The sequence below is a fragment of the Streptomyces sp. JJ36 genome (assembly GCF_021696945.1).
GTDB lineage: Bacteria > Actinomycetota > Actinomycetes > Streptomycetales > Streptomycetaceae > Streptomyces.
Window position 1 is genome coordinate 13,427 of record NZ_JACYHE010000045.1, and the last position, 12,481, is coordinate 25,907.

Consider the following 12,481-nt stretch of genomic DNA (forward strand, 5'->3'; position numbering starts at 1 on the left):
TGCGGGCGGGCGCCCGATGTGCGGGCGCGCGGCATCTGTGAGCGCGCCGGAGGCGCACGTCAGGCGCGCTGCCCGGCGCACCGCAGGCGGAGGCGTTGCGATGGACGAGTGAAGGGGACGGCGCGCCGCCGTGTGGGTGACGCCGCTGATCCGGGCGGGTGACCGGCCCCGGTGGCGACTCGTTGGCCGGGCATGGCAGTGACGCTGAAGCACTGGACCGCTGCGGCATGGCCGGGTGAAACGGTTCCCCGCCCGCCCGCGCCCCCGTCGGGAGGCGCACCCACACCCATCTACGAAGCGCTCGTCCGCGAGTGGACCGGTCACGGGCGCACCGTGCCGCGGGCGCCGGGCCGGGCCGGCCCGGGCGGCGCCCCCGGCACCGGCCTCGGCTTCACCGCCCGCCCCGGGGACGAGGCCGGACACCCCTACGCCTCCGGGCCCCGGTACGGCTCCGGGGACGCGTACGGCGGCGGCACGCCGTACGCCGAGGGCGCATACGGCTCCGCATACGGGCCCGCCCGCGACCACGCCGAGCCCGCGAACCCCCGGGGGCACGGCGGCCGGGGATGCGGTGACGCCGCGTACGGCTCCCCGGCGTACGGGACCTCCGGGTACGGCTCCCCGGCGTACGGCCCGCCGGGGTACGGCACTGCCGGGTACGGCTCCTCCCCGTACGGATTCCCCGGACACGGTCCTGCGGCTCACGGCTCTGCGGCTCACGGCTCTGCGGCTCACGGCTCCGCGGACCCCGCGCACGAGGACCCGGCCGGTGCCGGTTCCGGCTACGGCGCGCCGTACGGGGATCCGGGGAGCACGGGCGGCGGCGCCCACGCCGGGCACGGCGCCCCAGGCGAGCAGACCGGGCAGGCCGCCCCCGGCGAGCAGACCGGCCACGGCGGGCACGCCGACTCCACCGGGTACGGCGCCGGGGCCACCCGGGAGCACGACGGCGGGCGGGCCACCGGGTCCGCGGGCTCCGGCGGTTCGCCGGGCGCTGCGGCCCGTACCGTCCCCGGCCCGGGCGAGGAGGGCGGCCGGGCGGAGAACGCCGCTCCCGCGCAGCAAGGCCGGCCCGCCTGGCAGCGGGTGCGCATCCTCACTCCCGGCCCCTGACCGGCTCCTTCCCGCACAGCACGCTGTGAGCGCCCGAACGCGCCCGGCGACGCCTGCGTCCTCATTGCCCGAACTGGCTGGTAAGTCCATGCTCAAGCCTCGACAAAAACCAGGGAAGCGCTTGGAATCTCGGCTGCGGGTCTATTAACGTTCGATAACGCAGCGCGGTCGTCACAGCCGTCACAGAAGTCGGCACCGTGCGCCGTCGCCTAATCCCGCACGTGCACATCGTGTGTCACACCACGACAACTCGATAACCACTGCACCGAGGGAGCCGGGGAACCACCATCGTGGGGTGAATCGGCCGGTCCCGCAGGGGACTTGCCGTAGGAGACCTTCCTGCTCCGAACCCGTCAGCTAACCCGGTCGGCGTGAAGGAAGGAAGGAGAGCGCCACTCGTGGCGTTGAAGAGGCATGCCCCCGAGGCCTCGTACGACTCGCTCTACGAGGACCAGCACGGTTCCGGCTCCGGTCCCGTCGCCCCCGCAGGCCCGCAGGACGCGGCTCCGTACGCGGACCACGGCACGTACCCCGGCTACGGGGACTGCGGTGACGACGGCGGCGCCGCCTTCGCCGCACCACACGGCCACCAGGGCGCGTACGACTTCCACGGGACCGGGACCTACGGGGGCCAGGGGCTCCACGGCGCGGCGGACGCCGGCTCCGGACACGCCGGCGCGTGGGACACGTGGGGCACCGGTCAGTACGACACCGCGCAGTTCGGCCAGTTCGACACGGGCCAGTTCGGCACCGGCCAGTCCGACACGGGTGCGTTCGGCCAGTTCGGCACCGGCCAGTTCGACACCGCGCAGTTCGAGACGCCCGTCTCCGCCACCGCCTGCACCTCCGGAGCCGGCCTCACCTCCGGTTCCGGCCTCGGCCACAGCGGCGACCTCGGCGACGCCGCCCCGGCCGAACCCCACTTCGCCCCGGCCTACGGCCCCGCCCAGGAGGACGGGTTCACCGAGTGGAACCCGACCGAGGACTCCCTGCGCCCGGTGCGCGGCCGCCACCGCGTCGCCAAGCAGCGCGGCGGCATGGCCCGCAGCAGCGCCGTGCTCGGCGTCGGCATGATCGCGGCGGTGGGCGCGGGCGGCATGGCCAGCGCCAAGGACAAGTCGCCGACCGCGATATCCATGCCCGACCTGCCCTCGCTGGCGGACGCCGTCGCGGACGAGCTCCCCGGCGACCTTCCCGGCATGGGCGGCGGCGCCGCGGGCGACTCCGGCGACACCGCCGCACCCGCTCAGGCCCCCCTCACCCAGGCCGGGTTCAGCGGCACCGGCGACCCGTCGCAGTCCGGCGACGCGGGAGAGGCGCTCCGCGCCCGCATCCTCGCCCAGGCCGCGCAGCAGCAGAACGACGCCGACCAGACCGCCCGGCAGCAGGCCACCGAGGCCGCCGCGGACAAGGCGGCCGAGGAAGCCGCGGCGGCCGCGGCCAAGGCCGAGGCCGAACGGAAGGCCGAGGAGGAGCGGAAGCGGCGGGAGGCCGCCCGCAAGGCCGAGCAGGAGCGGCTGGAACGCCTCGCCCGCAGCTACTCGCTGCCCCTCTCCTCCTACACCCTCACCTCCGGCTACGGCGCCGCGGGCGGCATGTGGGAGAACAACCACACCGGCCAGGACTTCGCCGCCCAGACCGGCACCCCGGTGCTGGCGGTCCACTCCGGCACCGTCAAGGAGGCGGGCTGGGCCGGTTCGTACGGCTACCGCATCGTGCTGGAGCTCGAGGACGGCACCGAGATCTGGTACTGCCACCTCTCCTCGATGAACGTCTCGGCCGGTGCCGAGGTCACCACCAAGGACGTCATCGGCAACGTCGGCTCCACCGGCAACTCCACCGGCCCCCACCTGCACCTGGAGGTCCGGCCCGGTGGCGGCGACCCCGTCGACCCGCTCGCCTGGCTGCGCGGCAAGGGGCTCGGCGTCTGACACCGCCGCAGCCGGCCGCGGGGCCGGGACCCGCACGCCCCGTGACCGTCCCTCCGGGCGCTCCCGGCCCCGGAGGCAGCCACGCACCGACGACCGACACCGACGATCGACCGGCCCCCCACATCCCGCAAGGGACCGAGCCGCCGCCCCGTACCGCCCGTGGCCTGTGTTCCATCCCCCCACCGCAGTCCCGGCAAGCAGGAGGGGACGGGGCGGCGGCCACCGGGAGCACGGCCGTCCGCGCGCACGGCCGGTCCCGCACACACCCCGGCGGCCCTGGTGGACACCCCCCGACATCAGGGCCGCCGGTCCTTCTCCGTACGGCGCCCACCGGCGCGGGCGCACGGCGGCGTGCGCGCGGGCCGGGGCCAGTCGGCCCGTACGCCGGCAACCGCCGCCCGTACGTCAGCGGCGCGGCTGCCCGTACGCGCGCCGCACCCACACCCGGAGCACCATGCGCCGGTCGGCGACCATCGCCGCGCGATAGTCGCTCCAGTCGGGATGCTCGCCCTGGACCGCCCGGTACACCTCGATGAGCTCCTCGACCACCGCGTCGTACGGGTCCTCGGCGACCGGCGTCAGTTCCGCGTCCCCCTCGGCGACCGTCCACGCCCAGCCGTCGGGGGTGGTCACGTGGTAACTCGCCCGGGGGTCCCGCAGGAGGTTCCGGGTCTTGGCGCGGCCGGCCGTCACGGAGACCCGGAGGAGGCGGCGTCCGGGATCGTAGGTGTGGTTGACGTTCGACAACTGGGGGCGCCCGTCCCGCTTCAGCGTCGCCAGCACGCCGCGGTCCGTGTCGGCCAGCAGGGCCAGCAGCGCGTCCTGCGGCACTCTCTCGTCGTCCACCCGTGACCCCTCTCCGCGTCCGGCAGGGGCCCGCGGGCCCCGTCTCCCCCTCCAGCTTTCCACGGAGCGGCCGCCGTCGCCGGTAGTCCTCCCGCAGCGCCGCCGGTACCGCCCGGGACGTGCCCCCCCCGCAAGGCCGAGCGCCGCCGGTCACCCGTACGCCGCACCTCCCTGCGGCCGTTCGGCTGTTCGGCCGGGGGAGCCCCGCAACTCCCCGGCCGGCCCGGCGTTACCCGGTGCAGGGGGCCGTATGCGCCCGTGGGCGGTGCGGCCCAGCCACCCGCCACCCTCCGCACCCGGGAGCCCTCATGACTCCGACCGCCCCGCTCGCCCCGTTGCCGCCGCGCGCCCGGCGTGCCCGCCGCCGCACCCTTCTCTCCGGCGCCTCCGCCGTGTCGGCGTCCCTCGCCGCCGTCGTCGCGTCGCTCGCCGCCACGCCCGCCGCGGGCGCCGTGCCGCCCCGGCCGCCACAGGACCGGCTCACCGTCACGGTCACCGACTCCGGCGTCCCCGGCCGGGACGGCACGTACGCGCTGACCTGCCACCCCGCGGGCGGCGACCACCCGGAGCGGCAGGCCGCCTGCGAGGCCCTGGACCGGGCCACGGTCTGGGGACGGGAACCCTTCGCCGAGGTGCCGGAGGACGCCCACTGCACCCTCCAGTACGGCGGCCCGGCCACCGCACACGTCACCGGCACCTGGGGCGGGCGTCCGGTGGACGCCGAGTTCCGGCGCACCGACGGGTGCGAGGTCTCCCGCTGGGACCGGCTGGTCCCCTTCCTCCCCCGCACCCGCTCCTGACCCGCGCGTCGCCCGTACGGCACCCGCACCGCCGGGCGGAGCGGACGGGGTCACGGCGCCCCGGCACGGTGCGGAGGGCGACGCCGGTGCTCTCGCCCCGGTGCGGGGCTCGCGGACCGGTTCTCGCGTTTCCGCCGCGGGTCCCGCATGTCCCGGGCGGCGCGCCGCAGGCCGCACGTCGGCGCACGCCTCCCGCACCCGCCGGCCCCTCCCGCCCCGCGGCCCCTGCCCCCTCGGCTAGCCCTCGGCGTAGGCCCGCAGGTCGCAGAGGTGCTGCCGCCACCCCTGGCGGTGCGCCTCCACCAGTCCCGTGCCGTCCGGCAGCGCCTCCCACCCGGAGTGCAGCACCCGTACGACCGTGCCGACGCCCGTTTCCCGCAGGCGCAGCTCCACCCGGGTGGCGGCGGGCCAGCCTTCGTCGGCCCACTCCAGGGCGAGACGCTGCTCGGGTTCCAGTCCGACCACCTCGCCCCGGGTCACGGTCTCCGCACCGGACGCGTCCCGCCACCGCTCCTCGAACCGCCCGCCGGGGCGGGCGTCCAGTTCGAGGTACGGCCACCAGCCGGCGCGCCCCCGCGTCGTGACGAGTGCCTGCCAGACGATCGCGGCCGGAGCCGACACCAGGACCGACTCGTCCACCATCGCCTTCTCTCCCACCATGTGCCCGAGCGTACGAAGGCGCCGGCGCCCCCGGCGGCGCAGCGCCCCGCCACGGCGCGAACGCGCCGCCGGAGAACCGGGGCCGCCCGTACCCGCGCCCCGGGACGCCCGGTCCGGGCCCGTACGGCCGGCGGAGGGGAGCCATGGCCGGGGCGCCGTCACCGGGCTGCACGCCGTGCGCCACCCCGGGGAGCCGCGCGTCCGGTGCGGACAGACCCCCGTGCCGCTGAGCCCGGACCGCCTGGACCAGCGCGTTCAGGCGGCCACCGCCCCGCCCCCGGGCTCGTGCGTCACCTGGGCGAAGGCGCTCAGAAAGGCCTCCGGACGCTCCGTCATCGGCACATGGCCGCACTCCGCGATCGTGTGCAGCGGCCAGCCGAAGCGCGCCTGTGCCGCCCGCGCGTACCGCACCGGCGCCATCCGGTCCTCTGCTCCCCACACCAGCCCCACGGGCATGTCGATGCCGTGCAGCTCCTCCATGTCGAGCCGGCTCGTACCGGCCCGCAGAAACTGCCGCATCGTCCGCTTGACGTAGGGCACCTCCGCCCGCGCCGTCAGGTACGCCCGCTCGGCCGCCAGGCGTTCGCCGCCTTCCCGGCGTACGCGTACGGGGTCGTGGAAGGGCCAGCGTTCGAACTGCCGCAGGCTGTGCTCCGACGGCCGGCCGGTGAAGCGCAGCGCCGCGAGCAGCAGGGCCGGCGGCGGCCGCCAGTGCCCGATCGCGGGTACGTCCACCAGCACCAGCCGGCGCAGGAAGTCGCCCCGCCGGGCGGCGAACCGCACCGCCAGTCCGGCCGGCAACGAGTGCGCCACCAGGGTCGGGCGCTCGTCCCCGCAGGTCAGCGGCAGCAGCGCCGCCAACCAGTCGGCGAACTGCGCGTAGTTCACCCGGGGCAGCGGCTCCGCCTCACCGAGCCCCGGGAGGTCCGGTACCACCACCCGGTGCGAGGCGGCCAGCCGCGGCAGCACCGCGGACCAGGCGAGGCAGCCGGCCGCCGTGGGGCCGTGCAGCAGCACCAGGGGCGGCCCGCTGCCGCCCTCCAGCACCGGGGTGGTGCCGCCCCGCACGTCAAGGCGGCACTCCGTGACCGGGAGTTCGCCGATCACCCGGGACCGCCGGGCCCGGGCCTCCCGGGCCTGCCTGTCCCTCGCCGGGTCGCCGGACGTACTCATGACGCAGGCCCTCTTCCCGCGTGCCCGCCCCCTACGACAGATCCTCCTCCAGTCTGGCACCCGGGCCCGGGGCCCGCGAGGCGCCGCCGTCCGCCGCGGGCGGCCCGCACGCGAGCCGGGCCGCGGGTCCCTGCTCGCGGGCCGGTGGCCCCGGCGACGGCCGACCGGGGCACCCGCCTCGTGCTCCGGTGGTGGTCCGCGGGGAGCGCCCACCCCCGGGAACGCCCGGCTACCCGGTGCCCGCGTACCGGACGAGCCCCGGCTCCGGCAGCAGCCACCCCTCCTCGGCGAAGAGCTCCGTCCCCCGCGCCCGTACGCCCGCGTCGGCGGCCGCCCGCCGTACCCAGTCCCCGGGCCCCGGGCCCAGCAGCTCCCGCAGCGGCGGCGACTCCGCCAGCAACCCGCGGAGCACCGCGCGCTGCGGCCCGGCCGGGCGCCGGGTGCCGTCCGGGCGGCCGAGCACGCCCCGCGCGTTCGCGTAGACGTACGCCCCGTCGAGCCGTCGCCCCGAGGGGAGCGTCACGGGGAAGTCGGCGGCGGGGAGCAGCGCCCGTACGTAGTTCGGCAGTTCCGTCGCGTCGACGGCCGCGAGCTGCTCCGGGTCGGGCCAGGTGACCACCAGGGGCGTCTCGGCCTCCGGGTCCGTGTACGGGGAGGCGGAGACGTACCCGCGGGGGCTGATGTGCCCGGAGAGGCCCACGCCGATGCCGCCCACCCGTACCGGCACCATCGGCAGCACGCCGGAGAGACCGGCGTGGGCCAGCTTGTACGCCATCTGGCCCGGCGAGGCGTTCGAACCGACGGCCAGCACCGGCACCCGGCCGCCCGGCCCGGCCGCCCCGAGGTTCCGCAGCACCCGGTCCAGCGGGAGGGGGTCGCCGGACCCGTCCGGCATCCGTACCGGCCAGTCGCCGAGATCGCCGGCCACCGGCTCCAGCTCCCACAGCTCCCGGCCGTTGAGCAGGGCGGGGGCGGTGACCGGGAGCCCGGGGTACGTGAGCGGCTCCAGGGCGGCCGCCACGGCCAGGCCGAGGGCCTCCAGGGAACGGGGGTGCGGGGCGGGGGTCGTCACGGAGGGGCCGCCTCTCGGGTCGCCGGTGCGGGAACGGGCGCGGGCGCCGGCCGCCACGCGCCGGGCGGTACGCGCTCCACCGTACGCGCGCCCGTGCCCGGGCCGCGGCACCGTACGCGCGCCCGCGCCCGCGCCCGGACGGCGGCGGCCAGGGCGCCCCGGCCGGGTCGGCTCCCTCCGGCAGCCGGGCCCGCCCCAGCCCCTGTTCGGGCGACGTTCCGCGACCCCGCCCGGCTCCCCGGGTACATCTGCGCGTGGCCGAACCGTTCGCGAGATCCACAGGAAGGCAGCCCCGTGCCGCACACCCGGATATCCCCGCACCGCTCCCGCCCGGGGCACAGCCCGGGCCCCGCCCCTACCCCCGGCACCGGATCCGCTCCCGCGCCCGGCGCCGCCCCCGGGGACAGCAGCACCCCCCGCACCCGTCGCACCCTCGTCACCGCCCCCGCCGCCCTGGCCGCCGCCGTCCTCACGGCTCTCGCGGCCGTGGGCGCGGCCGCTCCGCAGGCCGCAGCCGCCCCCCAGCCCCGCTTCGTCACGGCAGAGCAGTGTGAGCAGGCCGGCGGGCGGGTGGCCGTGGCCCTCGGGGCCCGTACCGTCTGTGAGGGCGGCCGCTATGCCGCCCTCCCCGTGGCCTCGTACACGGCGGAGCCGATGATCACGCCCGCGCAGTGCACCAAGGGCGGCGGCCGGCTCCCCGCCCGGGCCGTCCTCCGGGCGTACCGCTGCGACGGCGGGGAGCACGGCGGCCGCCTGGTGCTCCGGCCGGAGGGCCGGCGCATCGGCCTGACCTGGCGCGAGTGCGTCTCCGCGGGCGGCAGCCCGGTCACGGACCCGGAGGGTTTCTTCGCGCCGCCCCTGCGCCCGTACTGCTCGGGCGGCCGCTACCACGGTGTGGTCTTCCTGCACGACAGGACTCAGAAAGACGCCTGGTGGCACTTGATAGGCAAGTCATGACTTGCCTATGGTGGGGTCGTGCCGGAGGATGTCTTCAAGGCACTGGCCGACCCCACCCGCCGGCGCATCCTCGACGAGCTGGCGGAGCGGGACGGGCAGTCCCTGTTCGAGATCTGTGCGCGCCTCGCGACCAAGCACGGGCTGGGGCTGTCGCGCCAGGCGATCAGCCAGCACCTCGCCGTTCTGGAGGCTGCCGAGCTGGTCCGTAGCCGCAGGCAGGGGCGCTACAAGTTCCACGACCTGAACACCGCACCGCTTGAGCGCATCGTCGCCCGATGGCTCAAGCCCCCCGAAGAGGAGACCGGGCCATGAGGATCGAGCTGTCGAGCGTCCACGTGGACGATCAGGACAAGGCCCTGCGCTTCTACACGGAGAAGCTGGGGTTCGTGAAGAAGAACGAGATCCCGCTCGGCGAGGCCCGGTGGCTCACCGTGGTCTCGCCCGAGGACCCCGACGGGACCGAACTGGTCCTGGAGCCGGACGACCACCCGGCCGCCAAGCAGTACAAGGAGGGGCTGGCCGGGGACGGCATCCCGGTCACCTCGTTCGGCGTGGACGACGTGCGCGCGGAGTACGCACGGCTGCGCGAGCGCGGGGTGCACTTCACCCAGGAGCCGGCGGACATGGGCCCGGTCACCACCGCGGTCCTGGACGACACCTGCGGCAACCTGATCCAGCTCCACAGCCAGTAGGGCACCCGGCTCCCCGCCCGCCCGCCGCCTCGACGCCCCGCTCCCGTTTTGGCCCGTGGCGCGGCAGGGGAGACGCACGTCACGTGCGGCCGTGTCACATCGGGCCGGTCCGTGCCGTCGTAGGGGTGACGTCACCGACAACGGCAGAGGAGCCCGCGATGGAAGCCCGACTGAACCTCTTCGCCAACCCCGTCACCGGGAAGTTCCTGAAGCACATCGTCGCGGCGGGCCAGACCCTCTCCGACGCGACGCTGCCCGCCGCGACGCAGGAGCTGGTGAAGATCCGCGCGAGCCAGATCAACGGGTGCGGGTTCTGCACCGACATGCACACCAAGGACGCCGCCGCGGCCGGCGAGTCGGCGGTCCGCCTCCACCTCGTCGCGGCGTGGCGGGAGGCCACCGTCTTCACCGAGGCCGAGCGCGCCGCCCTGGAGCTGACGGAAGAGGGCACCCGCACCGCGGACGCGGCCGGCGGGGTCACGGACGAGGCGTGGGCCCGGGCCGCGGAACACTACGACGAGGAGCAACTCGGCGCGCTGGTCTCGCTGATCGCCCTCATCAACACCTACAACCGGATGAACGTCCTCGTCCGGCAGCCCGCCGGCGACTACGTACCCGGCCAGTTCGGCTGACCGGAACCGGCGGCCCCGCCACCCGCCCCGCCCCGGTCGGTGTGCCGGGCGGGTGGCGGGGCCGCCCGCCGGTCACCCCTCCTCGTACGGGAACCGGGCGAGCGGCGGCTCCTGCGTGAAGAAGGTCTTCGCCCGGGCGGCCGCCTGCGCGTCGTCGCGTACGTGCCCCGGCCGGGAACCGTTGCCGAGCAGCACGCCGCCGAAGCGCATGCCCATGTACGCGGCGGTGTGATGCAGCGTGAGCACCAGCGGCTGCGCCACGACCTCCTGGCGGTGGGCCATCGCCGTGACGCCCCACAGCGCACGCCCCGCCATCTTCGCCCGGAAGTCCGGGTCCGGGGTGGACAGCCACTTCGACCAGTAGTCGAGGTACCGCTTGGCGTAGGACGACAGCGAGTACCAGTACAGCGGGGAGACGATCACGATGTCGCTGGCGGCGAGCGTCGCTTGGCGCAGCAGCTCCTCGTTCTCCTGCTCGGGCCACGGCGCGTCGGCGTGCCGGGAGTCGACGTAGTCGGCCAGGGGGAGCCGGGTCAGATCCAGCCAGCGCTGCTCGACGGCGTCCGGCAACTGTTCCGCTGCGGCCCGGGCCAGGTGCTCGGTGTTGCCGTCGGGCCGGGAGCTGGCGAGGAGGAACAGGAACGAACGGTGCACGGGGGCTCCAGTGGTCGGCGCGAGCGGGTCCGCAGCATCCAACCTCCCGCGGCCCCGCGGTATTTCCGCCCCGCACCCGGGCCGCCCGGGTGTGCCCGGCCCCGGGCGTGCCCGGGGCCCCGGGCACGCCCAGCGAAGGAGCCCGGGCCCCGGACCGGCGCAGCCCCCCAAGGGGCGCCCGTTCCCTTACGGCGGGCCGGTCGCCGACGTCGCATGCCTTCCTCCCGGGCGGCGGGCTCCGCCGCCGACGCGGGACGCGTCCGGTTCGGGTGCGGGTACGGGTGGTGCGCATCGTCGTCTCCTCCGCTCACTTCTGCGGCGCGCCGGTCCGGCGACGCGCCGTCCCGGTCGGGCCTCCGGGCCCGGCGGTCGGGCCCGGTGAACAGCCTCGAAGTGCCTGCGCACGGTGCGTAAGTGAGACAGGCTGGCTCCGTACGGAGACGCCCCGGCCGCACCGAGCCGGAGCAGGACCGGAACAGGGGGGAGACAGATGACCGACAGCGCGCTCGAGCCCGGTGCCGGGGAGGGACAGGAGGACCCCAGGGCCGCTCTGGGCCGGCACTTACGCGGCTTGTTCGACGGCTGCGGGCTGTCCCTGCGTCAGTTCACCCGCAAGCACGGCTTCAGCCACTCCGCGATCGCCCGGTACCTGAGCGGGGAACGGCTGCCGCGCAAGGCGTTCCTGGATGCCCTGCTCAGCGAGCGCGGCACCGACACGGCGCCGGTCACCGGCGAGGTGCGGCGGCTGACGTTCGCCCTGTACCGCGCGGCCCTGGAGGCGGGTGGCAGCGCCGTCCTGATGGAGCTGTACGAGCTGGAGGTGCGCCTGGACGACCTGCTGGCCGAGCTGGCGCAGGTGCACGCCGAGGCCCACGAGCGGGAGCGGCGCCGGGCGCGGGGCGAGGCGTCCGCCGGGGCGCCGGAGCAGGACCTCCCGGGCGAGGACACCGCACTGCTGAACCGGCGGGCCGTGCTGCTCGCCGAACTGGACCGCGTGCGCCACGAGATCACCCGGCGCGAGGCCGCGCCCTCGGCACCCGACGTCGACCCGTCTCCCGCGCTTCCGCCGCTCCCCGGGGGAACGCCCCCGTTGCCACCCGGGGACACGTCTGTCCCCGCGGGGGGACGCCCTGGCGGTCCGGGCTCGAAAGTGCCCTGGGTCGTCGCCGGAGTCGCCGTCCTGACCGCGGCGGTCTTCTTCGGCATGTGGCTCGGCCGGCCCTCCGGAGAAGCGGCAGGCCCCGCACCCGGCACCGACTCCGGGTCGGAGGGCTCCTCGCCGGCGAGGCCGCGTACGTCCGCCGCGTCCGGCACCGGGGACGGCGACGAGCCCCGGGCCCTCGCCTCCACCCGGACGGTCATCCCCCGCGGCGAGGCCGTCGACGCGGACAGCCGCTACGCCACCATGTGGGACACGGGGTACGAGTGGGGGGACTTCGAGGTCAGCGACGACCCCGTACGGGACTCCGTGTTCACCGGCGGCAAGCACGCCTCGCTGACCCTTTCCGAGGCAGCCGACTGGGAGACGTGCGGAGCCGGCGGCGTGGAGAACGCGAGCGTCCCGGCGTCCTCCCTGCGCGCGGGGACGACCCTGTGCGGCATCACCAGCGAGGGCAACCGCAGCGCCCTCACCGTGGAGACCGTCCGCACCGACGCCCGCGGCGTCCTCAGCGTCACCGTGCGCTTCACCACCTGGAACACCGCCTGACCCGCAGGCTTCCCCGGCGGACCCGCGGCGCTGGCTGAAAGTCGTCTGCGACACCTCCGCGCAACCCCGCGCCGGGGGACGCTACGCCTCCGTTTGTGGCGACGTGACGGAGAAGCGGTGGTCGGATGTTGCCGAAGTGTGATGGCCACCTGTGCCACTTTCCGTAGGTTGTTCCGGAATCGCGTCCCTGTACGCCTCCGCCACGGCTGCATAGAGTCCCTGCCCGCTGCGGCCGTTACTGAG

General features: G+C 76.1%; 12 protein-coding genes, 1 pseudogene and 1 riboswitch. Of the genes and pseudogenes, 8 read left to right on the forward strand and 5 right to left on the reverse strand.

The genetic code is table 11. The annotated features are described in order from the left end of the window. Window positions 1-333 precede the first annotated feature (333 nt). A complete protein-coding gene (locus tag HOY81_RS17410) occupies window positions 334-1,113 on the forward strand; it encodes a hypothetical protein (protein ID WP_237321354.1) in 780 nt (259 codons plus the stop codon). 245 nt (window positions 1,114-1,358) lie between these two features. Further along, window positions 1,359-1,500: riboswitch (cyclic di-AMP (ydaO/yuaA leader) on the forward strand. 578 nt (window positions 1,501-2,078) lie between these two features. Further along, a pseudogene (locus HOY81_RS17415) lies at window positions 2,079-3,044 on the forward strand (M23 family metallopeptidase); the annotation flags it as partial. 405 nt (window positions 3,045-3,449) lie between these two features. Here HOY81_RS17415 and HOY81_RS17420 read toward each other — a convergent pair. Beyond that, window positions 3,450-3,890: a PPOX class F420-dependent oxidoreductase gene (locus tag HOY81_RS17420; protein WP_237321355.1), complete on the reverse strand. Its 441-nt coding sequence runs from the start codon at window positions 3,888-3,890 to the stop codon at window positions 3,450-3,452. Between the two features lie 308 nt (window positions 3,891-4,198). Between HOY81_RS17420 and HOY81_RS17425 the strand changes: the two genes are divergently transcribed. After that, a complete protein-coding gene (locus HOY81_RS17425) occupies window positions 4,199-4,690 on the forward strand; it encodes an SSI family serine proteinase inhibitor (protein ID WP_237321356.1) in 492 nt (163 codons plus the stop codon). Window positions 4,691-4,927: 237 nt separating this feature from the next. Here HOY81_RS17425 and HOY81_RS17430 read toward each other — a convergent pair whose 3' ends face one another. The 3 genes from HOY81_RS17430 to HOY81_RS17440 all read right to left on the reverse strand — a co-directional run bounded on the left by HOY81_RS17430 (window position 4,928) and on the right by HOY81_RS17440 (window position 7,595). Then, entirely contained in the window at window positions 4,928-5,350 is a 423-nt protein-coding gene (locus HOY81_RS17430) for an SRPBCC domain-containing protein (protein WP_237321357.1), read from the reverse strand. Window positions 5,351-5,605: 255 nt separating this feature from the next. Beyond that, on the reverse strand, window positions 5,606-6,523 hold the full coding sequence (locus HOY81_RS17435) for an alpha/beta fold hydrolase (protein WP_237321358.1): 918 nt from the start codon (window positions 6,521-6,523) through the stop codon (window positions 5,606-5,608). A gap of 229 nt (window positions 6,524-6,752) precedes the next feature. Then, window positions 6,753-7,595 carry a hypothetical protein gene (locus HOY81_RS17440; protein WP_237321359.1) on the reverse strand — a complete coding sequence of 281 codons (843 nt, stop codon included), beginning with the start codon at window positions 7,593-7,595 and terminating at the stop codon, window positions 6,753-6,755. A 294-nt stretch (window positions 7,596-7,889) separates the two neighbouring features. Between HOY81_RS17440 and HOY81_RS17445 the strand changes: the two genes are divergently transcribed. From HOY81_RS17445 to HOY81_RS17460, 4 genes are all read left to right on the forward strand, one after another. Beyond that, complete coding sequence (locus tag HOY81_RS17445; protein WP_237321360.1) at window positions 7,890-8,552, forward strand: hypothetical protein; 663 nt, start codon at window positions 7,890-7,892, stop codon at window positions 8,550-8,552. An 18-nt stretch (window positions 8,553-8,570) separates the two neighbouring features. Then, window positions 8,571-8,864, forward strand: a complete 294-nt coding sequence (locus HOY81_RS17450) for a helix-turn-helix transcriptional regulator (RefSeq protein WP_237321361.1) — start codon at window positions 8,571-8,573, stop codon at window positions 8,862-8,864. Next, window positions 8,861-9,244, forward strand: a complete 384-nt coding sequence (locus HOY81_RS17455; RefSeq protein WP_237321362.1) for a VOC family protein — start codon at window positions 8,861-8,863, stop codon at window positions 9,242-9,244. Before HOY81_RS17450 ends, HOY81_RS17455 begins: the two co-directional genes overlap by 4 nt. 158 nt (window positions 9,245-9,402) lie before the next feature. After that, window positions 9,403-9,876, forward strand: a complete 474-nt coding sequence (locus HOY81_RS17460) for a carboxymuconolactone decarboxylase family protein (protein WP_237321363.1) — start codon at window positions 9,403-9,405, stop codon at window positions 9,874-9,876. Between the two features lie 72 nt (window positions 9,877-9,948). Here HOY81_RS17460 and HOY81_RS17465 read toward each other — a convergent pair whose 3' ends face one another. After that, a complete protein-coding gene (locus HOY81_RS17465; RefSeq protein ID WP_237321364.1) occupies window positions 9,949-10,530 on the reverse strand; it encodes an NAD(P)H-dependent oxidoreductase in 582 nt (193 codons plus the stop codon). A 490-nt stretch (window positions 10,531-11,020) separates the two neighbouring features. On the opposite strand from HOY81_RS17465, the gene HOY81_RS17470 reads away from it, so the two are divergent. Further along, entirely contained in the window at window positions 11,021-12,238 is a 1,218-nt protein-coding gene (locus HOY81_RS17470) for a helix-turn-helix transcriptional regulator (RefSeq protein ID WP_237321365.1), read from the forward strand. The last annotated feature ends 243 nt before the right edge of the window (window positions 12,239-12,481 follow it).